Below are 21,664 nucleotides of genomic sequence, written 5' to 3' on the forward strand. Positions count from 1 at the left end.
GGCTGTTTATTCTGCCGTGAATAAACGGTTGTTTTCATTTCTCGTTCCCGGGAAAGGATGGGCGGTACTCAGTAATACAGATTGGGTAAGTGCCGTGTCATTTGTTTGCTGGTGCAGTACGGTCATCCACACCGACCAATTACCGGAATACCAGGCTGTCATGGCAATCTGGTCTACCAGCATCTGTCGGAGTAAGGCGTGATTTTCTGATTTATCGGGTATACTGTCCATGCCCCGTAACCCCTCCAGCGCATGCACGGCTTTGTGCCATGCCTCCGTACGTTTGAACATCCGGTTGTCGGCATGTTGAAGATGTACGGTCTCGGGTATACGTAGTTCATTGGTAGCAGCATCGTAATATTCCAGCTTCATATTTAGCTGGAAATGGTTGATGGTGTTGAAGGCCTTTTCGTACAGTGCTTGTGGTGCTGAAGGATTGGCTACCACAAATACCAGTTCCATATTCTTTTCCAGTATTCGATCATCATCTGCATTAACGACCACATATTTTACCGGGCGCAGTTCATAGTGCAGGGGACTATTATACAGGTTGAAGGACAGATCTCTGTCGGGCCACAGCAGGGCATCGGCACTGAGTGTATTGAGTGCAGGTACGCGGATGTTGTTCCGGCAGTCGTTGCAGATCAGCAACAGATCCTCCCACATGGATATGTCCACGCTTTCTGGCCAGGCAGCATAATATCGCAGGTGTTCCACATGATAGCCGCTCAGTTGCATTTCACAAAAGGAGCAATAGTTGCCGATGGTATCTATCAATGCATTTGTAACAGTGCCCGGTTTTACAGTGCCGCTTTGCTGTTGTAACTGCTGTATAGGAGGAGATATTTTATTGACTGGTCTCATGGATTTTATTTTAAGGCATATTGTTAATATCGGTGCCTGGGAAATAGGCTTGCGGAAGGTTAGGATCTGCTGTATTTGTTTTGAACTGAGTATATACTGAATCCTGTACTGTGGGAGGGGATTTCTGATAAAAAACATATGCCCAGATGCTGTAGTAACCAGCCGCCTGTGCAGTGGAAATAATTTGTTTTACCATGTAGTCATATTCAGCCGAGCCAGGCTGAAAACCCCGAAGTCTGTACATGGTCAGCAGCGCATTCATCCAGGCAACCGTTCTGTTGGTAACACGCCTGTCTGAGTAATTATCCGCCTCCGTGAAATTGAGGTTGACAATGTCGATGAAATTGTCTTCCCGTTGCCCCGGTATCCCGGCGTTAACAGATTCAAACCTGACAGACACTGTTACCTCCTGTCCGTTTTTGTATCCCGGGAGTATGGCCTGTACGGTATTGTTGTCGGTATTTACTACGTCATTATTGATGTTCAGTGCATATTGCAGCGGCACCGCGGTATCAGTGCCTTCGTTATACAGAACAGGGGTAAACCCGGTGTAGGCTGTCGGACGATTTGGCCAGACCTGGCTGTTGTATCCGCCATCGCCTACTTCTTGCATGTTGGGGGCCGGAATACCCTGTTTCTGTATTGCCCAGTTTTTACAGGTGGTAAAAGATGGCTTTGAGCCCTTGTAGGAATTACACATAGGGCATGCCAGGAAGAAGTTCTTATACTCCAGCATCAGTCCCGGGAATTCTGCTTTGGGAAGCCGGTGTTCCACTGCCAGGGAAGAATCCTGTACATTCATACCACAGTAATTACAGTACTGTCCGTAGTTTTGAATCAATGACCCACGGGCATTTCCATAGTTTACGCCATCGTTCTTACTGAAGTAATTAATCAGGGAAATAACCAGGCCCTGGTTTACCTGACTTAAATTCGTCCAATTGTCTTCACCATCATTAGAAAATGTGAGCGTTTGGAGCAGGGTAAGCACCCGTTGCGTCAGGTAAGAGCTTTTCCCAACGGCGGGCTTGATACCGTTAACGGCCAGTCCATTACGGATAGCCTGCGTGTTGGTCCGCATATACTTAGGTATCCCATAGTCCGGATTAGCATCAAAAGAAACAGGTCTCATTGTTTATAAGTTTAAATATGCACCATACCATCCCAGCGAGCCGGGTTGTTCCTGATCACCGAGCAATACGAGGTTTACGTTCCCCGCAGGCGGTAGCTTCAGTCCAAACAAACTCAGAGAGAGGTTTATCAGAAATAAATTATAACTCACTTTGTCACCGTCATGCACTACCTTCTTTATTTGAAAAGGGCCGGCAGACAACTTCAGCACATTCTGGATGCTGAAGGTATTACCACCGCCGGAACCGGGTAGCCGCAGGAAGATGCCTACGTTAACTACGTCAGCGCCAGGGCTCCATGCCAGCAGCAGTTGTGGTATAAAGCCCGTTTCACTTGCCAGCGCACCGGGCCCGCCCCAATGCACGTCGAAGTTGACAGCGTACCAGGTGTCCTGCAAACCGCCGGTGGTGAAATTAACCGGAGGTACCACCTGCAGGTAGTTCAGCTTCTTTGGCGTATTATCCCCGCTGCCTTGCAGAATGTCGTTCGGACTTATCGGGAATGCTGCGGCAAAACTTTTGTCGCGCACGGTACTGAGTGATTGATCAAAAGCGGTATTGGCAGTATTCAGGGAGATAGACAGTCCACTGGTGGTGTTCAGCTTTGTATCCAGTTTGAAACTTACGTCCAATGCAAGATTAGAGAAGTATAACCCTCTCGCGGGTACGAGTTCCTGGCCTTTGGGCGCGCCGAAAGAAAAGCCATCAAAATTTTCCAGGTCACGGAAATTGAGATAACCATAGAAAGTGAACTTGGAAGTCACCAGCTCTGTAGTGGGAACCGCCTTTTCCGGGACGGAATTTACCGTCTGAAACTGCGCTTTTACGAAGTCCGTATAATTCAATACTGCACTGCTCAGGAAGTACTGATAGGAAAGCCCCTTGCGGGTCAGAAAAGTATAGGTCCGGTGGCCGTCATGGTTTTCATAATGGCCATCAAAGATCATGGAGTAGTTGGCAGGCAGTGGTGTATCATCTGGCTTGGTGCCTGGTGGATTCAGTGATGCGGCTTCTTCAAACCACTTACGGGCCGTGAGTTCCAGTTTGCTGTCGAAATTAGTGATGATGGTATTGGCAAAAATAATCTGGAGAAAGAGCACCTTATAGCTGTAGGTGGCATCCTGCATACTGTTGTTGGTATCACTGATCATTTGCGTATTGCCGTTGCCGTTATTGCCGCTGCTTTGTTGTACCCGTTTATAGGAAGGATCTGTATAGTTGATCAGCCCGAACATATTACTGCGTTTTATCGCAATGGGTTTGTCCAGGTTTTGGGCATCCTGTGTAACAAAATTTACCTGCACACCTACATGGTGCGCATAAAAGCGTTTCAGGTCCATGGCGCCCAGCAGCCCGCGGAGATCTTTCGGAAAGTTGCCCAGGTTGATGTCTACCTTCAGCGCGAGAATGCCATACCATTGAGGGTCTTGTAGGATGTTCAGGAAATTGGCGTATTGCGGTTCGTCTTGTTGCGACTGTGCATCAATACAGTAATTCAGTAACCATGTTTGCGTGCCCTGCAACTGGTTGTTATCGTAGTTGAATGATAATGGGTCCGTCCACGCAGTAAGATCAGCGATCAGGTCAAATAGTGCGCCGGGGCGGAATTTCATGATCAGGATATTTCGCTGGTCCGGATCACTTGCGGGATTGCGCGCCGGTATGTCTATATTAAACTGCCAGCCTTCTATGGAAAGTGCGTTATCAAAGGTGCCAATATTTTTATTGTCAGAGATAACAAGGAAAAGATTATTTGTTTGTAATGCATTCCGCAGTGGCGCCGGCAGGTTTAGGAACCGCAGGTCCGTAGGTATTTCCGTGTTATGTGCCAGCAGCACTTCCTGCCAGTTTAAGCCTGCGATGGTAGCCAGTAACCCTTGCGGGGTGGTGGTTACAACGGAAGGTGCATCCGCATTGGATAGCTTCGGAAGCGGCATTGTATCCATCTGCTTTTTTCTTGCAGGGGCTATTAGCTTAGTTTCAAAAGGAGCAATTTTGTCAGGAGAAAAAGGAGTTCCTTTTGAGGCACCGAGGCCTGCATATGGTGCCAGCGGAAAACTGAGGGCAGCAGTGCCTTCAACGGGCAATTGTGCAGTGGTGTTATAGAAAGCATCCAGCAGGCCGGTTGTGTTGGAGGGCTGGTATAAGCTGGCTACGGTAGGTGCGGCGGCGTATATCACCGGTGCATGATTGCCTGTTGCCTTAATAAAGGCCCAGGATACGGTGTAGGTGGTATCCAGTTCTTCACTGCTAAGTCCAGCGCTGGCATAAGCCGCGTTACCCGGATAAAAAATGATCTGATCACCGGAGGTAAATGAAATAGCTTCTGTGCCGGCAAGTCCCGGTAATAGCTGGCAGGCAGCGGCGTTTTCCTGTTGTACACCGAGGGTAAATGCTCCTTTGGGTGCCAGGTAATAAGCGGTTGGTGTTGCCGGATCGGCATATGTCTGAAACACAAGTTGTGCCGGTGAAGGGCCGGCGGTAACAGGTTGCAGAGAAATGGGCTGTCCGTATATCGTACGCAGATAAGACGGCATGATGCCATCGCCCCCTGGAACAATCTGGAAACGATCGTCAGTGCCGGCAATTTTTTCCAGTCCGAAGGAAATGCCGGTGAATGTAAGATAGGAGCGGGAATCGTTCAGCGGATGGAGTGGGTCCCAGTGTACATTAAACTGCCAGTAGGTGGTAGCTTGCGTGGGTGCAAACAGCGGATAGTACTGGCTGCACAGGTTGCCGGTGTCCATGTCTGTCATGCTGTAGCGGAAGCCGGCGGACCAGCCGGTATATTCAGCGGAAGAGAAGTCGTTGATCATTACCTGACCGGTAAGTACGCCGGCCATATCACCACTAACGGCTATGGATATACTTTTTTCAACAGCGGCCGTTTGTGCGCCGGTTACGTTGGGGTATCCGGTCTGAAGATGGCCATCCGCATTGAGCAGGAGCGGCGCATCAACGAAAAGTGGAAACTGGTAAGTACCGAAGCCCAGTTGTACTCCTTCCTGCACCAGGATGCCATTGTCCGTCATCTTTGCCTGGAGTACACTTTGCAGGCCGGAGTGCTGATCCGTATTCATCCACCAGGCAGCACCTGTATGGGCTGGCTGTTTGAGAACAGTGGTTTCCGACAGCTGTTTTTCCAGGGCAGTCAGCAAATCCGTTTTCGTATGGTCGATAGGGTTATACAGAAAGATGTAATATCCTTTGTATTTACTCCAACTGTCTTCCAGGGAAAGCTGCGCCGGCTTCTCGGTGCCGGGCAGGTAATAGCAATAGCTGATCTGGTCCGGAACCGGGTCGGGAAGATACAGGTTGCTGTCTGGCTGAAAGGGGGTGTACATGTTATGAAATTAACGACTAACAAAGAATAGCTTCAACAGTTGCATGACAGGCGAGTCTTGTCCTTTCCGGAGAATGTTTGCCGCGAGGGCATCCATAAACGAGGAGTCCATTGTGTAGGCAGGATCAACAGTAGGAAAAGGATCGCCGATCTTCCCTGGTAGGAATGTATCCATCTTTCCAGGTCCGCCCATGGCCTGATCGAGGGTATTCATAGCAGCAGGATCCTCATGGAGTGGCATCGTTCGTAGTTTGTAAAACTGATCGAAGACGGTAATAATGGATGGAAGGTTACCTGGCTGGCAGCCGGGTGTCTTCAGGCAGGTATAATAGTTAATAAGTAGTTGGTAGATGTAATAATCGAAGCTCTGGTACCTGTTCATGAACTGTACGTTCGTAGAAGCATCTGTATCCAGGATACCACGTTTGAGGAAGTGAGGTACGCCTTTTACCAGGATGGTATGGACCTGGTAACGCCAGGCACCCATCCATAGAATGCTATAGGATACCCTGTAGAGCATGAGGTCGCGGGCATATTGTTCTTCTGCCAGGTCTCCCAGTGTAAAGTTGCCGCTACCACCACCTGAGGGTCCGGTAGGTCCGCGTAGTCCGGTCATACCCTGTACGCCGGTGAAGCCTTGCGGGCCGGTGATGCCAGGCAGATTTAAGCCGGTAGCACCCTGTACACCCGTGAAACCTTGTGCACCGGTTGCTCCGTTTAATCCGGTAGTGCCTTGTACACCGGTAAAGCCTTGTGGGCCGGTTGCACCTGTACCGTTTAAACCCGTTGCACCTTGTACACCGGTGAAGCCCTGTGCGCCTGTAGCGCCGTTTAAACCCGTTGTACCCTGTACACCAGTGAAGCCCTGTGCGCCTGTAGCGCCGTTTAAACCCGTTGTACCCTGTACACCAGTGAAGCCCTGTGGGCCGGTGGCGCCATCTAYTCCGGTAGCACCTACACCRGTTACACCTTGTGGGCCTGTTGCCCCGTTTAAGCCTGTTGTACCCTGTACACCAGTGAAGCCCTGTGGGCCGGTGGCGCCGTCTACACCTGTAGCACCTACACCGGTCATGCCCTGAACACCTGTCATGCCCTGTACACCCGTAACTCCCTGGATACCGGTGAAGCCTTGTACACCTGTAGCACCTACACCGGTCATACCCTGCACACCTGTTACGCCTTGTACACCGGTGAGGCCCCGTGGCCCTTCCGGTCCGGTCAGACCATTCATGATGGCATAACTCCAGGTATTGCCCGGATAGCCGGTAACACCCTGTACGCCGGTAACGCCCTGAATGCCGGTGGCTCCCTGTACGCCAGTGGCGCCAAGCGGTCCGGTAACACCCATAATTCCGGTAGGACCTTGATCCCCCTGTTTGCCAGGTTCACCTTGTATGCCGGTAACTCCCTGCGGGCCAGTGGGACCTTGTGGCCCGGTAGGGCCTGTCGGGCCTGTAATGCCCGTGGGATCTGTTAGTGGTAGTGTCATAGATAAAATGAGGGTTTCATGAGGGAACTAATTTACCCTTGAGGGATAGATAAATCAATTTTATACGAGTTAAGTTAAGCAAATTCCAGTTTATCTAACCCGGAAATATGTGATGTAATTAAAGGGGGCTATGAAGTGCTGTTTTTATCCGGTGAACGCTTTTTTGATGTGGCTGATAATGACAGGAAATAATGAATTACCGGTAATAACCCCGTTTTTACCGGTGTTGGATGGAAACTCACCTAAATGTACTGTTGAACGAAAAGGTGGCCAGCTAACTTTGTTTCAGATTAAAAAATAAACCATGGACAACCAGGCAAGCATCGAGGCCATAAAAAGGGCCAACCTTGAAATTAGTAACTCCTTTGAAACATTGGATTTCAGATCCGCAAGCCGCTATCTGACTGAAGGCTGCGACTATATCACCTTTAACGGGACACATCTGAAAGGCAGGGAGGAATACATACGGGTACATGAGGAACTGATGAACAATTTTATGTTCAGGGGTGCGAAACTGGAAGGAGAAATTAATCAGGTACGTTTTTTAAATGAAACAACAGCTATTGTTATTGCCACAGGGGCCATCCGTTTTCGCTGGCAGAAAAAGGCTCCGGAAAGCCGCCAATCCATTAACACAACCGTATGGGTTAGAAATGATTCGGGCGATTGGCAACTTACAGCTTTTCACAATTGCAGGGTGAAAAAAATCGGAAGGTTTGCCAATTGGTTACTTAAGCTGGGAAAGAAATAATACTATCATCCCTCTATTATATATCACCACCCAAAGCCGCATAAATCACGCTATTTATGTGGCTTTTTTTTAGTTGAATTAGTGCCTGATTGAATCCATTGACTTCGCCAGGCGGGCGCCTCGAAAGGATCTGCGAAATATTGAGTCTCGTGTATAACCTTCCCGTTGCGGAATTCCATAATACTCACGGTGAATGCTGATTGCCCCTGGTAGTTGATGGTGTATTCCGTAATCCAGAGATCACCTGCTCCAACAATTCGCCTGACATGGAAGCCGGAGGGCTTACCAGGATGATGGCTCCGTAATGCCTGCAAATTGTATCGTCCGGAAATTCGCTCACCTGACTGGGGATAATCACAGATAACATCATCATCATAAATATCATGTTCGGCGTTTACATCGCCGGCTGCCGATGCACGCCAGTGCGTATTCAGGGCTTCGCGTATTTGTGCTTCTTCCATAGACAGAATCAGTTGTTTGGTTTTTTCGTTCAATGAACGCGTTCAATGAAACCCGGCACACCTGTCTTCACTACTTCGTTGAATCGCTGCCTGGTTTGAATGCGATTGATTTCATCAAATGCGTCTTCCGGCAAGGAAGAGATATCAAAATTCTCTCTCGCCCGGGCGGCAGTTCTGGGTGTGGTCAGCAAAGCTGTGCCACGCTGGATGGCCCAGGCCAGCAATACCTGCGCTGGCGTTTTTCCAACCCGTGCAGCAATCGATAAAATGACCGGATCTTCGAGCGGCCCGGGCTTTATTCCATGACCCAATGGTGCAAACGCTAAAAACACTATATCCTTCTCCCTGCAGAACTCCAGCAATTCCGTTTCCGGCAGATACGGATGTGATTCGACCTGGACTACAGCGGGTTTGATTCTCGCTGATTCGTAGAGCGGCAACAGTTCGTTCAGGCTGATGTCAGACAATCCGATAGCCCTGCATTTGCCACCATCCACCAGGCGCTCCATCGCTTTCCAGGTGTCGGACAAAGTTATGTCGTGGTCGTAAATGACCTGCCCGTTTTGATCCCGCGGATCCTGCTCATCCCCTGGTTGAAAAGCAAACGGTGTGTGAATGAGATAGAGATCCAGGTACTCCAGCCCGAGTCTGTTCAAGCTCGCCTCGAATGCCGGTTTAACGCGGTCGGGCCGATGATTTGTGTTCCACAACTTTGTGGTGACAAAGATGTCTTCGCGGGCAATACCTCCGGCGGCAAGTCCAGCCTGCAACGCTTCACCTACCTCGCGTTCGTTCCGGTATCGTTCCGCACAATCGAAGTGCCGAAATCCTGCTTCCAGCGTGTTCCTGGTAGCAGTGATGGTTTCGGCTGCATCAGGAATCAGGGTGCCAAACCCGAGCGGCGGCATATGGATGGTATTATTTGTTGTCTTCATTTTTTACAATATTAAGTGCTTTCTTTTGTTAATCAACCAGGCTGATGTTGTTTTGAAATCACCCAGCAAAGTACGGCAGGAAATTTCAGGCGACCGTGTGACCTACATCACATTTTTAATATCCATTTTAGTGATCTGTGAAAGTTGCAAAAAAAACCGGTTGCTCTCTGCCAGGGAGCAACCGGTTCTTGAAAAAAATGTACAGCAGATTAGAAATTGGTGGTGAGGTAACTTTTACAGTTAGGATCCAGCGAACCAAGTGTAGCCGAATTGTACGGAGGCCTGTTGGTGTTACAGTAATTAGCTTCCGATGAAACCGCCAGATATTCTGCCTGGTTACTCAGCACATAAGCGGAGGAAGGGTAAATACCTGCGTAGTAGGCATCACTGTAAAGGTTGTAAATGGTAGAATTGTTAAATCCACCAGAAACCCACCGGTCATGCAGATAGTGGAATAATTCGTGAAAGATAACATTACCCGGACCTGTATGCACACTACGGTAAGTAGCAAAATTTACAATGTATACGTTACCGTTGGTGTAAAACAAATCACCACTACCGGGGCTGGAATATACATTGATAGGGGCGCCGGTCATGTGTGATTTGGTGGTACTGGTAATGCTGGTGTTGTAGAGCTGGTCAATTTCTCCATTTACCAAAGCTTTGATGTCATTAGGAACACTACCTGAATAGTTAATTGTAAAAGAACGGTAACTGGCAGCTGCTACCGCACCCGAGGCTTCACCACGGGCATTTTTGTTCTTGTTGAAAAAATCGATCACCTTTTGTCTTTCGGGCGTGATAGTAAGGTGATCTTCTACGGCTTGTACCGCTACAGTGTTTTCCGGTGCTACTGGACTTTTGCTCAGGTCTTCTTTTTTACAGCTTGTAATGGTAACAATTGCTAACAGCAGGGCGAGGGTTGAGTTAACATGGATTTTGGTGCGTTTCATAAAATAGTAATGAGGGTTTAAAACTCGCCCAAATATATATTTATTCCTATTAAATCTATGGCATGAGTATATTATATTTTTTAAAAAAACGGAGAAATATAATATTCCTGTAATCGTTGCTGCTATTGGTTTACAGTGTATATGTTTTTTCTCTGCGGTAGCAGGTAAAGTGTGTTGAAAATACATGATGTGCAAAAGGCTTTCCTTCCTAACGAACGAAAGCCTCTGTAATAAATAAGACTTGCAATAGTTATTATCAGGTTTGGTTTCAATATTAAGGCCAGAAAGCGTGATGACTTTTTGAATGGTAGCACGCTTTTTTATTTTAGCCAATTACTTCCCGGTATTTAATAGCTCCATTTCTCAAATGTAGATTGCCTGCCACTGCAATTATTTCGCAAAGTACTACGAATATGGATCGCAACCATCCAGATATGTTTTCAGCATCGGTGGAGTTACGCTGGCCGCCTAATTTTGAACCAGAATTTAAATCAAATCACATGAAACAGTTAGAAAAATTGGTTACCAAAAAGGTAGCAACTCCGGAAACTGTAAAAGGCGGCAGATACGCATTTTTACCTGAGTTTTCAGTAGACGATCAGGAAATAACCACAGAAAATTATGCTTCGTGGAATGGTCARCATTGGGTAACTGACACCCGTAAAGACCCTAAGTAATCTCTCCAAAACGTAAACCTTTAAAAAATTAAAAACTATGGAAAAGTTAACAAAACTGAATGCAAAGAAAGTAGAATCTCTGGAAACAATCAAAGGAGGCAGGGCCGCTTCTATCTCCAACGATTTTTCTGATGCAGGTGAAAGCTGTGGCACCACTGTTCACACGCCTACACATTATTCAGGTCCGGATGTTTACCTGTGCGACCACAGACCTGATGGTAAATAATAAACATCATCTTCGGCCATTGTTGTGACCGGAAACCCCAGGACTGCCGGCTATTGCCGGCAGTCCTTACTACCAGTAATCAACTAGATACCATGTCCAAGCAAATCCTCATATTAAGTCAATCGCACCTGGAAGGCACTACTGACCATGTTTGCCAGTGGTTGAACCATTTGCGGATACCCTACCTGCGGGTGAATGGGGAAGACTTATTCCATATTCAACACCTGAGCGATCTGCCCGGCAATACCGAAATAGCTACCGTTTGGTACCGGAGGAAGATTGGCAACTTTCCCGTTAAATACAGTCTTAAGCAAGAAGACTTTCCCACACAGTACACCCTGAAACGCTTTATGGTGGATGAGTTCAGCGGACTTCATTCATTGCTGTTTTATACCATCGACCGGCAGAAGTGGTTGAATGACCCCGTGACAGAAGATAACCTGAACAAATTACACGTATTGCACCTTGCCCGCAAATGCGGCATTGATACCCCATTTACAGATGTGGTGACGTGCAAAGCAGCCGTTATACACCTGCTGGAAAGCCACCCGGAACTAATTGTAAAACCTGTTAGTGAATGCATCTTCCTGGAAGACACCGAAGGCGGACAATACAAGATGCTTACCAAAACCATTAGCAAAGCCAATTTGCACCAGGTGCCTGAAAAATTCTTCCCCTCGCTGATACAGGAAAAAATTATCAAGAAGTTTGAGATACGTACTTTTTACCTGGATGGCGAGTGCCATTCTATGGCTATTTTTTCCCAGAATAACCGGAAGACAAAAGATGATTTCCGGAACTACGACAACCAGCGGCCCAACAGAACAGTGCCTTATAAACTCCCGGCTGATCTGGAACTTAAGCTGGACCAGTTAATGAAATCGCTGTGCTTCAAAACAGGTTCCATTGACCTGATGGTAGACATGCAGGGGAACTATCATTTCCTCGAAATTAACCCGGTAGGCCAGTTCGGCATGGTGTCTTATCCCTGCAACTATTACCTGGAAAAGAAATTAGCACAATGGCTCCATAAAAATAGCGCCCATGAAAAAGAAATTCATCAGTAACCTGAAAGAGAAGAAAGGACTGCCCTTGTCGCTGTATTTCCTGGAAAAAGATCAGCAGCAGACAACCAGGTCCATCCTCAAATTTGAAAAAGCCCCGAAAATAAAATCCGAAGGGTTCGAGCTTTTTAATTTTTATAAAGTGATTTCCAAATTCTGATGATGCAATACTTTAATCTATATGCAAACTGCCGGCTCGTGAAGGGAGCCCGTATGTCGCTACTCTGCGATCTGCAGATGCGCAAGTTTTACCATATCCCCAACGATACTGCTGATGTGCTCATTTTTTTACAACAACATTCCATTGAGGAATGTATGACGCATTACGGGGAAGATAACCGGGAGGCCATTACCGGCTACATTGATTTCCTGATCAGCAAAGAACTGGGATTTACAGATCACCAGTTGTTGCAGGAACTTACGCCACTGGAGCTCAGTTGGGACCGGTACTCTGATATTACCAATGTAATCATCGAGTACAATGAAGACATCAACTACACCACGAGTTTTTTCCGTCAACTGTTCGATTTGCATGTGCAGGGGCTGGAGATCAGGTATTACGGGAAAACGGCATTAGGTAAGATCCGCGAATTGCTGGAGATATTTAACGGCACCACCCTGAGATTCATCAAACTGGTGTTGCCATATGATGATACGCTGGAGTTGCGGACGCTGGATAAACTCGTGAAACAATATCCGCGGGTAAAGTCGCTGCTGATACATTCCTCACCGACTGATAAGTCGGAAAAGATATTCGACGGTTCCGTGCCGGTGGTATTCTTCAGCAATAAGATCAATTCCTGCCTGGCTTGTGGTGAGATCCGTACAAACTATTTCACTTCAAATATGGAGCTGTTCACGGAGAGCCAGCATTATAACACCTGCCTGAACAGAAAACTGAGTATAGATCTGAATGGATATATCAGGAACTGTCCTTCTATGCGGGAACACTTCGGGCATGTGAAGGAAACATCCTTACAGGAAGTGCTGGATAATGAGGCGTTTCACCGGTATGGAAAAATCCGTAAAGACGAAATAGCGGGTTGTAAAGACTGTGAGTTCAGACATGTATGCACTGATTGCAGGGCTTACCTGGAAGATCCACAGGATATTTATTCGAGACCACTTAAATGCGGCTACGATCCGTACACCAATAATTGGGAGGAATGGGCAGAGAATCCTTTGAAGCATGCAGCCATCGCCTTGTATGGGCTGGAAGAGACAATCAATTAATATGAAGCTGAAAGCATTCCCTTTTTATATGCAGCCGGACGGGAAGGATTGTGGTCCTACCTGTATAAAGATCATCAGTAAGCATTACGGCAGATTAATAGATATTCAGACCATCCGGTCGCTGGCAGAAACCACGCGGGAGGGAAGTTCTTTGCTGGGATTGTCTGCTGCAGCCGAGGGGTTGGGTTATAAATCGCTGGCGGTTAAAATAGATTTCATTACCCTGATGGAAGAGGCGCCGTTGCCCTGCATTTGTCATTGGGGGCAACAACATTTTGTTGTTGTTTACAAGATAAAAAAAACCGGTGGGCAAACATTCGTGTATGTTTCCGATCCTGCTTACGGGTTGCTGAAATATACCCAACAGGAGTTCATCGATGGTTGGGCAGGACGGGGTAAGCAGGAGCGGGATGAAGAAGGAATTGCCCTGCTGCTGGACCCTACCCCCGCATTTAATGAAGCTGATGCAGCAGCACCGCGTAGCAGGAAGGATTTCTCTTTCCTGTTCAGTTATTTTTTCAGGTACAAAAAGCTGATGGCGCAACTGGCAATCGGTCTCTTTGCCGGCAGTCTGCTGTCACTTATTTTTCCCTTTCTTACGCAAAGCATAGTAGACATAGGTATTCAGAACCATGATCTGAACTTTATTTACCTGGTGCTGCTGGCACAGGTGATGTTGTTTTTAGGGAGGATGGGAATAGAGATCGTACGTAGCTGGATTTTGTTGCATCTCTCCAGCCGGATCAATATTTCTATAGTATCCGACTTCTTCATAAAACTCATGAAACTGCCTATCAGCTATTTTGATACCCGCATGACCGGCGATATTATGCAACGTATCAATGATCACCAGCGGATAGAACAATTGCTGACCAATTCCTCTCTGAATACCTTGTTCTCCCTGGTGAACCTGGTTATTTTCAGTGTGGTACTGTTGCTGTATGACTACCGGTTATTCCTGATCTACCTGTTGGGAGCCTGCTTGTCGGTAGGATGGATATCTTTTTTCCTTAAGAAGAGAAAAGAACTGGACTATAAACGTTTTTCGCAGGTATCGCAGGAGCAGAGTAAGGTGATTGAACTGGTGAATGGTATGCAGGAAATCAAGATGCACAATGCAGAAAAACAGATGCGCTGGGGCTGGGAATTTATGCAGGTGAAACTGTTTAAGATCCAGATAAAGTCACTGTCGCTGGAACAATGGCAAACAGTAGGCTCAAATTTCATTAACCAGATGAAAGACATCTTTGTCAGTTTTCTGGCGGCAAAACTGGTACTCGATGGCAACCTTACATTGGGGATGATGTTGGCAGTGCAGTATATCATTGGCCAACTGAATGGTCCGCTGGTACAGTTGATGGACTTTGTTAAACAAATGCAGGATGCTAAAATATCGCTGGAAAGACTGGGGGAGATCCATGACAAGGAAGATGAAGAGCCCGCCGATGTACAGACGGTGGTGGAGATACCAGAACAGGATATCGCACTGAATAATGTTTCATTCAGGTACGTAGGTGCAGGTGCACCTGTATTTGAGCAGCTGAGCCTGCGCATACCTTACCGCAAAACTACCGCCATCGTAGGCGCCAGCGGCAGCGGTAAAACCACTCTGCTGAAACTGCTGATGAAATTCTACGAGCCCGGCGAAGGGGAGATTAAAATCGGCAATGTGCAACTGCAGCATATTTCAGCGCGGTACTGGCGGGATCAATGTGGAGTAGTGATGCAGGAGGGATACGTATTCAATGATACCATTGCTAAAAATATTGCCATAGGGATAGACGATATTAACCGGCAACAGCTCAGGAAAGCGGTGGATGTAGCATGTATCAGGGATTTCGTTGAAAGTTTGCCACTAAGCTATAACTCAAAGATTGGCAATGAAGGTATTGGCATCAGTGGTGGGCAGAAGCAACGACTCTTTATTGCCAGGGCAGTATACAAATCACCGGAGTATATATTTTTTGATGAGGCTACCAGCGCGCTGGATGCCAATACCGAGAAGGCGATCATGGGCAATCTCGAACAGTTCTTAAAAGGGAAAACGGCCGTCATCATCGCACACCGGTTGTCGACCGTTAAAAATGCAGATAAGATCATTGTACTGGATAAAGGAAAAGTAGTGGAAGAAGGAAGTCATGATGAACTGGTATCACTCAGGAAAGAGTATTACAGACTCGTAAAAAATCAGTTGGAACTTGGAAACTAAAAAAGATATACTAGACACTATTCAACTGCATTCGGAAGGTGTGCAGGATATTCTTACGCAACCGCCGCATTGGATGATCCGCTGGGGTAATACCACCATATTGCTGATACTGTTGCTCATTTTACTCATGAGTTGCCTGATAAAGTATCCGGAGTTTGTTCCTTCCACGGTCATCATTTCATCCCGGAATCCGCCGGAGAAGCTGGAAGCCAGAATCAATACCAAAGTAGAAGAAATATTTGTGGCAGACCATCAGGCAGTTTCCCGGGGCCAGATACTCCTGGTATTACAATCCACGGCGGACTACCGGGATGTGATCCGCCTGAGGGGCATTGTTGATTCRCTGGGTAACAAGGGACTGGTGTATTTTCCGCTCAGCGAAGTAGCGGGATTTAAACTGGGAGAGATCCAGGGAGATTATAACGCCTTTGCCAAAGCGCTGACAGATGAGCAACTGTATGCCAGGCTGCAACCTTATTCCCCGGACTATGCGGCGGCAAACAAGAGCCTGACCGAATCACGCAACAGGATACATAACCTGCAACAACAAAAGAGCCTGGAGGAAACGAAGTATGAACTTTCTAAAAGGGAGTTCGACAGGTACCAGGAACTTTTTAAAGAGAAAGTAGTGTCCGCAGCGGAATTGAGCCAGGAAAGAATGAAGTTTCTGCAGGCAGGACAGAACCTGGAAAGCATCAATATTACCATATCGCAGTTGCAGGAAGGTATACTCAGTATTGAAAAGACCAGGAGTGGAGCTACCATCAATGCGGAGAAAGACAAGATCAATTTAAGTTCGCAGACCGGACAGCTTTTCGAACAGTTGAGAAAATCACTCAACGCCTGGGAGCAGAACTACCTGCTCACCTCCTCCGTGGCTGGTGTAGTGGGCTTTCAGCAATTTATCGGCAAGAACCAGTTTGTGAAAACAGGAGATATACTGTTGTCTGTAATGCCGGATGATAAAGATATGCTCATCGGCGGACTGCGGGTACCCGCCACCAATTCAGGCAAGGTAAAGGAGGGACAGAAAGTATTGTTGAAACTGGATAACTACCCTTACCAGGAATTTGGTATGGTAGAAGGCCGGGTAAAGAATATTGCCAATGCACCCGATAAAGATGGTAATTATTATGTGAATATCATTCTTCCTAATGGTCTTCAGACATCTTTTCACAAAACACTTCCCTTTGATAAGGAACTGAAAGGCAATGCAGAGGTAGTTACACAGGACCTGCGGCTGATCGAAAGATTCTTTTACCAGCTCAGAAGGCTGTTGCGGTATGAGTAGCCGGTAAAATAGCTTATATAATTAAAACCTTGCAGCATATAGCGCTGCAAGGTTTTTTGTTTTTGGTGGTAACACAGCGGAATAAATGAAAGGGCCGTATTGTGCTTTTCTGGTCAGTCGGTTTGCTTACAATAATTTGTTCTTTTTCTCTACCCATTTGCTGTTGATCTTTTCAAGCGCATCGTCAAATTTTTTTTGCTCTTCGACTGGTAATGCATCTTTAAACGACAACGCCTGCAGTAGCCAGTCTGAAAAAGAGGCGCTCAGCCTGGCGTCTGCACCCTTGTCTTTTTTCTCAACAGCAAAAGCCATTTCATTGTATAAGGGCTCAATTTTTTTAAGGTGATTATTCAATTCCTGGTTGCTGAACGTTTCCAGTGTTAGCCCTGATTCAGAGAAGTAGTTTTTGGCAGGTGCGCTATCTCCACAAGCTGAAAATAGTATAGTGGCTATTGCAGCCACTGACAAAAGGATTGTTTTGATTGTTTTCATATCTAGATTTTATTGAAAATTATTCCTGGTAAAAGGTGTTGAATTTTTGCAGATGTGTATCATACACAACCGCCAGTTTTACATCTTCCCCAATGGCTATAATGCCGTCAATGGCCGATGTTTCAGGTGATTCATTATTCATGATGATCTTTGATCCCTTCGGAAAAGCATTGATTTTTATTTTGTCTGCATAGTTTTCAGAGAAAGCCAGGAACTTTTCTTTGGTGGCTGTTTGCGTGCAGATGATCAACAGGCGGCTGCATTGTTTATCCTCATTATCCATCACAATGGCCACATCTTTGTAGCCATCGGCATCAAAATCTCCATAACAAATGGTGGAAGGGGCTCTTTCCGCATGCCGGGTTATCGCATACGTTGTACCATCACTGTAATTTTGGGAACGTAACAGCTTTTTTGTCTTTGTATCCAGACTACTAAAAGGGGAGTGGGAGAAGTCAATGTAGGCCGGCTTCATATTGGTACTGTCGGAGATAATTGGTGCGAGTGAAGCTGACTCCTGTGGCCTGTTCTTTTGGCCTGTACGGCTAAGTAGCCAATAGCAGGATAAGATGATGGTTATTACTATGGCAGTAATGACGAGTAAATATTTTTGCCCGGATTTACTTTTGTTTAGTGAACTTGGGTGATTATATTCCATAATTTTCTTTTTATTGTGATACCACTTTCAGCAGCTTTTCATTTAAACAGCTTTCCGCCAGGGCATTTCGATCTGGTGATAAGTCTTCGACACTGCTTTAGAAATATGCTGTAGAGAGAAATTAAGGATACAAGTATAGGCCGCCTACCTGGAGATAGGATACGGCGACCGCTATTCGCCGCCTATCAGTCCATATCTGCAATATATTATCCTTTATCTGAATGGAAACGGGTGCAGATATAGGGTGAGATGCTACGGATAAGGGATGGAAACCATTGGATATTTAYCCGGTCGCGTACACTATTTTTTTAAATCAGACATTTAAAAAATAATTAGGATTATAAAACCGGGGGATAAAAGGGGATCAGTTTATATATTTACGTTTTTTTGCGCAGCTAAATTTATTTCATTGATGAATGTGAGAACGTCATTTGCTTTCTTTTGTGTTTTGACCCTGCTTGTTGTTGCCTCCTGCAAGAATAACAAGCAGCAACAGCATCATCCCGAAAATACCCTTGATACAACATCCGGAAAAGATTATTTGTCCCTGGTCATTTCTATGGATACGTTATTATCTGCCGGATACAAAGAAGTTATTTACAGGGAGGACAGCCTGCTCCGGTATGCGGCTGATAGCACACTTCAAGCTTATTATCATTATTTCAGCGCAAGGCGGTACAACCTGGAAAAAAAGCGGGACAGCGCAATGGCCGAATACAGAAAAATGACCGGAAAGAAGAGTGATGTAGAAGTAGACATGCTGAAGACCTACAGCATCCTGGATAATATGACCAGTAATGGCACAGTAGACGGAGTAGTGATGAATGGCTTGCTTTCTGCCCTGAAAAAAGCGGAAAGCTCCAATAGCAGGCTAACTTACCGCTTTTATGATCTGATGGCCAAAGCCTACTATCAGAACCATAATGGAAAAGAGTCATTGGAATACGCTGAACGATATTATAAAAATCATCCCTACAAGTCCCATCCGGTAATCCGGCAACGGTATTACGATATTTCTTTCATGCTGGCTTCCAGGGCAGATGATTATGAAAAGATGATGTTGTATAATGTAAAGGCACGTAATCTCGCGAAAAGTATAGGTGATAGCATGGCCATTGCGCGGTCTTACGATAACTTATGCCAGGTATACGCCCGGCAGGGCAAGCCTGAAAAAGCCGTTGAAGCCAGCAGGGTTTTCGTTGATTATTTGAAGAAGAGCAATAACCTGATGCCGTATGCGTATAATAATTTAGCTACCAGCTTTATTCGTAATAATCAACTGGATTCGGCGATCCACTATTACAGGGAAGCTATTGCCCTTACCAGGAAAAACAAAGATGGTAGAGAAGAACCAAGTTATTACAAAGGACTTATAGAAGCCTATAAAAAGAAAGGTGCATATGCAGATGCAATGAAAGCAGCAGATTATGCCTTTGCCTTAGAATTAGATGATCTCAGAAAGATAGAAGCGGTTAAGGTAGAGGAGATACATGCAAAATATGAAACAGAGAAAAAAGACCGGAATATCGCTGAGCTGAGCAGCCGCAATGCGTTGAACGAAAAAGTGATCCGGCAGCAAAGATGGACGCTGGCACTGGCATCCCTGGTATTCATAGGCATACTTTTATTCTTCTACATTCTACACAGACAATATCGCCTGAAAGAAAAAAACAAATTGCTGCAATCAGAGAACAGCCGCCTGAACATGGAGCAAAAATTACTGCAGGCGCAGTTAAACCCGCATTTTATATTTAACTCCATTGCGAACCTGCAAAGCCTTGTTGCTTCCGGCGATACAAAAGAATCTGTCCGTTACCTGTCTGCATTTTCGGGGCTATTACGCAGTGTACTCGAACAAAGCAGGAGGGATTTTATCAGCCTGGAGGAGGAAGTCACCTCGTTGAAAAATTATCTTCAGCTACAGCGGATGCGTTTTGCAGGGATTTTCGATTACCAGGTAACCGTAGCTGATGATCTTTATCCTGAAAATATACTGATACCCCCTATGTTAGTGCAGCCTTTTATTGAAAATTCCATAGAACATGGGTTCAGAAATATTCAGTACAAAGGCATTTTAACGGTATCATTCAGTGCTGAAAATGGCCAGGTGCTCATCGTGGTAGATGACAATGGCACAGGCATTATCAGTAAGAAAGAAGGGCCGCAAAAGAAAAGATCTCTGGCCGGAATTATCCTTAAAGATAGATTGGAGGCACTTTTTAAGTCCAGCGGACAGGAAGCAAAATTTGAAATTGAGAACAAAGAAAATAACGGTGCACACGGCGTTACTGTGCGTATTGTAATACCAGAAATTAAAGATTAACCAGAAAGTAATTATACATGAAGCTTTATATCCTTGAAGATGAAACGCTCATTCTGAAGCACCTTTTACAGGTTGTTCAAAGCATTCCTTTTGTACAAGTCGTTGGGAACTCCCCTGAAGTAGCACAGGCGGCCAGGGAAATACCGGCATTGAAACCAGATATTATTTTAGCGGACATCAGGCTGAAAGACGGCGACAGTTTCCGGTTATTTCATGAAATAGGTAGTGAAGGTTTCCAGGTTATTTTCCTTACCGCTTACGACCAGTACGCCATACAGGCGCTTAATATGGGAGCTTTCGGATACCTGCTGAAACCAATAGACGAAGCCGCGTTAACGGAAATGCTGAACAAATGTTTCCACCAACGGAAACAGGAGCATGTTGGCCAGCAACAACTGGAAATAGCCCGGCAACATTATATGGCCCAGGGTGGAACAGCTCCCAAACGGATTGCATTGAAAAGCCTTGAATATATAGAAATCGTTTCTGTAGAAGATATTATGTATTGCAAGAGTGACAAGGGGTACACCACCTTCTACCTGAAGAATAAACGAGAAATCCTTGTCTCTAAAGGTCTGAAAGACTATGAGAGTTTACTGGTACCCTCTGGCTTTTTGAGGTGCCATCAGTCTTACCTGGTTAATTTCCACTACGTGGAAAAATACTACCGGGAGGGGTATTTAAAAATGCAGAACAATGAACAGGTGCCCGTTTCCAGCAGGAAAAAAGAAGAGGTGCTTAATTACCTCGAAAACATTTCCTAAGCGGGTTTTATCATAACGAAAACTGAAAGAAGCTGTCTCGTAAATAAATGAGACAGCTTCTTTTAGTTTTCCGAAGTTTTAGCTTTTTTAGCACCATGATTTTATATATTTGAGATAGTATTTTTGAAAATATTGCATTTACCCTTCCGCGCAAAACGATCATTCCTGAACTATACCTTGTTAATCATTCATTTAATCGTTATCATATGGGCTCTCTTAAAAAAGCGATCATTTTCTTTGCATTCAATCTTATCATGATGGCTTCTTGTTTTGGGCAAAAGTCGCTTTCATCAGCAATAGAAAGGCAATTTAATAAGATTGAAAATGATATTCTGACGGCTGCCGAAGCGATGCCCGAGAGCAAGTTTAATTTCACTCCCGAGAGCCTCCATATAAAAAATACCCATTTCGAAGGGGTACGAACATTTGCCGGGCAAATCATGCATCTGGCCACCGATAATATTCTTATCTGGAGTGTCATTACCGGTGATTCTATAYGTGCTGACATTGAGGATGTAAATGGCCCCAAAAGTATTAAAACCAAAAAGGAGGTGATCGAATACCTCAAAAGCTCTTTCTCAATTGGACGTAAAGCAATTTCAACATTGACAGATCAAAATGCAATGGACATGATTGATTTTAGATGGAGAAAGCTCCCCAGGCTGGACCTCGCGTTTTATGCGCTTACCCATGCGAATGAACATTATGGTCAGCTGGCGATTTATCTCAGGATGTGTGGCATGACTCCACCTGCCACGCTTAATGATAAATAAAACCATTATCTGCTCCTTAAGCTAGTGA

Annotated in this window: 20 protein-coding genes; 11 read left to right on the forward strand and 9 right to left on the reverse strand. The window is 45.8% G+C overall.

The window, feature by feature from the left end:
* Window positions 1–6: 6 nt before the first annotated feature.
* Genes AC1DP6_RS22000 through AC1DP6_RS22015 form a run of 4 tightly spaced genes read right to left on the reverse strand, consistent with a single transcriptional unit; the run spans window position 7 to window position 6,826 of the window.
* A complete protein-coding gene (locus AC1DP6_RS22000) occupies window positions 7–864 on the reverse strand; it encodes a hypothetical protein (protein ID WP_477056744.1) in 858 nt (285 codons plus the stop codon).
* A gap of 10 nt (window positions 865–874) precedes the next feature.
* Window positions 875–1,996, reverse strand: a complete 1,122-nt coding sequence (locus AC1DP6_RS22005; RefSeq protein ID WP_477056745.1) for an HNH endonuclease — start codon at window positions 1,994–1,996, stop codon at window positions 875–877.
* A 3-nt stretch (window positions 1,997–1,999) separates the two neighbouring features.
* On the reverse strand, window positions 2,000–5,338 hold the full coding sequence (locus AC1DP6_RS22010) for a hypothetical protein (protein WP_477056746.1): 3,339 nt from the start codon (window positions 5,336–5,338) through the stop codon (window positions 2,000–2,002).
* A 9-nt stretch (window positions 5,339–5,347) separates the two neighbouring features.
* Window positions 5,348–6,826 (reverse strand): collagen-like domain-containing protein, encoded by a 1,479-nt coding sequence (locus AC1DP6_RS22015; RefSeq protein ID WP_477056747.1) that lies wholly within the window; start codon window positions 6,824–6,826, stop codon window positions 5,348–5,350.
* Between the two features lie 304 nt (window positions 6,827–7,130).
* Here AC1DP6_RS22015 and AC1DP6_RS22020 point away from each other — a divergent pair, with 304 nt between their 5' ends.
* Entirely contained in the window at window positions 7,131–7,577 is a 447-nt protein-coding gene (locus tag AC1DP6_RS22020) for a YybH family protein (RefSeq protein WP_477056748.1), read from the forward strand.
* Between the two features lie 50 nt (window positions 7,578–7,627).
* Here AC1DP6_RS22020 and AC1DP6_RS22025 read toward each other — a convergent pair whose 3' ends face one another.
* The 3 genes from AC1DP6_RS22025 to AC1DP6_RS22035 all read right to left on the reverse strand — a co-directional run bounded on the left by AC1DP6_RS22025 (window position 7,628) and on the right by AC1DP6_RS22035 (window position 9,926).
* Window positions 7,628–8,071, reverse strand: coding sequence for a nuclear transport factor 2 family protein (locus AC1DP6_RS22025; protein WP_477056749.1), 444 nt, complete (start codon window positions 8,069–8,071; stop codon window positions 7,628–7,630).
* Window positions 8,068–8,973, reverse strand: a complete 906-nt coding sequence (locus tag AC1DP6_RS22030; RefSeq protein WP_477056750.1) for an aldo/keto reductase — start codon at window positions 8,971–8,973, stop codon at window positions 8,068–8,070. Before AC1DP6_RS22030 ends, AC1DP6_RS22025 begins: the two co-directional genes overlap by 4 nt.
* Before the next feature lie 209 nt (window positions 8,974–9,182).
* A complete protein-coding gene (locus AC1DP6_RS22035) occupies window positions 9,183–9,926 on the reverse strand; it encodes a hypothetical protein (RefSeq protein ID WP_477056751.1) in 744 nt (247 codons plus the stop codon).
* Window positions 9,927–10,339: 413 nt separating this feature from the next.
* On the opposite strand from AC1DP6_RS22035, the gene AC1DP6_RS22040 reads away from it, so the two are divergent.
* From AC1DP6_RS22040 to AC1DP6_RS22070, 7 genes are all read left to right on the forward strand, one after another.
* Complete coding sequence (locus tag AC1DP6_RS22040) at window positions 10,340–10,603, forward strand: hypothetical protein (RefSeq protein ID WP_477056752.1); 264 nt, start codon at window positions 10,340–10,342, stop codon at window positions 10,601–10,603.
* A gap of 37 nt (window positions 10,604–10,640) precedes the next feature.
* The gene (locus AC1DP6_RS22045) at window positions 10,641–10,829 is read left to right on the forward strand and encodes a hypothetical protein (RefSeq protein WP_441574901.1); all 189 of its coding nucleotides are present in this window, start codon (window positions 10,641–10,643) and stop codon (window positions 10,827–10,829) included.
* A gap of 92 nt (window positions 10,830–10,921) precedes the next feature.
* Window positions 10,922–11,896: a grasp-with-spasm system ATP-grasp peptide maturase gene (gwsG, locus tag AC1DP6_RS22050; protein WP_477056753.1), complete on the forward strand. Its 975-nt coding sequence runs from the start codon at window positions 10,922–10,924 to the stop codon at window positions 11,894–11,896.
* On the forward strand, window positions 11,874–12,053 hold the full coding sequence (locus AC1DP6_RS22055; RefSeq protein WP_441574903.1) for a hypothetical protein: 180 nt from the start codon (window positions 11,874–11,876) through the stop codon (window positions 12,051–12,053). Before gwsG ends, AC1DP6_RS22055 begins: the two co-directional genes overlap by 23 nt.
* A gap of 2 nt (window positions 12,054–12,055) precedes the next feature.
* On the forward strand, window positions 12,056–13,126 hold the full coding sequence (gwsS, locus tag AC1DP6_RS22060) for a grasp-with-spasm system SPASM domain peptide maturase (RefSeq protein ID WP_477056754.1): 1,071 nt from the start codon (window positions 12,056–12,058) through the stop codon (window positions 13,124–13,126).
* 1 nt (window position 13,127) lies between these two features.
* Complete coding sequence (locus AC1DP6_RS22065; protein WP_477056755.1) at window positions 13,128–15,335, forward strand: peptidase domain-containing ABC transporter; 2,208 nt, start codon at window positions 13,128–13,130, stop codon at window positions 15,333–15,335.
* Window positions 15,325–16,626 (forward strand): HlyD family secretion protein, encoded by a 1,302-nt coding sequence (locus tag AC1DP6_RS22070; RefSeq protein WP_477056756.1) that lies wholly within the window; start codon window positions 15,325–15,327, stop codon window positions 16,624–16,626. The genes AC1DP6_RS22065 and AC1DP6_RS22070 overlap by 11 nt, the downstream gene beginning before the upstream one ends.
* Window positions 16,627–16,752: 126 nt before the next feature.
* Here AC1DP6_RS22070 and AC1DP6_RS22075 read toward each other — a convergent pair whose 3' ends face one another.
* Window positions 16,753–17,118 carry a hypothetical protein gene (locus AC1DP6_RS22075; RefSeq protein WP_477056757.1) on the reverse strand — a complete coding sequence of 122 codons (366 nt, stop codon included), beginning with the start codon at window positions 17,116–17,118 and terminating at the stop codon, window positions 16,753–16,755.
* A gap of 19 nt (window positions 17,119–17,137) precedes the next feature.
* The gene (locus AC1DP6_RS22080) at window positions 17,138–17,776 is read right to left on the reverse strand and encodes a hypothetical protein (RefSeq protein WP_477056758.1); all 639 of its coding nucleotides are present in this window, start codon (window positions 17,774–17,776) and stop codon (window positions 17,138–17,140) included.
* A 412-nt stretch (window positions 17,777–18,188) separates the two neighbouring features.
* Here AC1DP6_RS22080 and AC1DP6_RS22085 point away from each other — a divergent pair, with 412 nt between their 5' ends.
* The 3 genes from AC1DP6_RS22085 to AC1DP6_RS22095 all read left to right on the forward strand — a co-directional run bounded on the left by AC1DP6_RS22085 (window position 18,189) and on the right by AC1DP6_RS22095 (window position 21,636).
* Window positions 18,189–20,099 carry a tetratricopeptide repeat-containing sensor histidine kinase gene (locus AC1DP6_RS22085; RefSeq protein ID WP_477056759.1) on the forward strand — a complete coding sequence of 637 codons (1,911 nt, stop codon included), beginning with the start codon at window positions 18,189–18,191 and terminating at the stop codon, window positions 20,097–20,099.
* Between the two features lie 17 nt (window positions 20,100–20,116).
* Window positions 20,117–20,863 (forward strand): LytR/AlgR family response regulator transcription factor, encoded by a 747-nt coding sequence (locus tag AC1DP6_RS22090; protein ID WP_441574910.1) that lies wholly within the window; start codon window positions 20,117–20,119, stop codon window positions 20,861–20,863.
* 206 nt (window positions 20,864–21,069) lie between these two features.
* On the forward strand, window positions 21,070–21,636 hold the full coding sequence (locus AC1DP6_RS22095) for a DinB family protein (protein WP_477056760.1): 567 nt from the start codon (window positions 21,070–21,072) through the stop codon (window positions 21,634–21,636).
* The last annotated feature ends 28 nt before the right edge of the window (window positions 21,637–21,664 follow it).

This window comes from Chitinophaga sp. 01L420 (genome assembly GCF_056399985.1).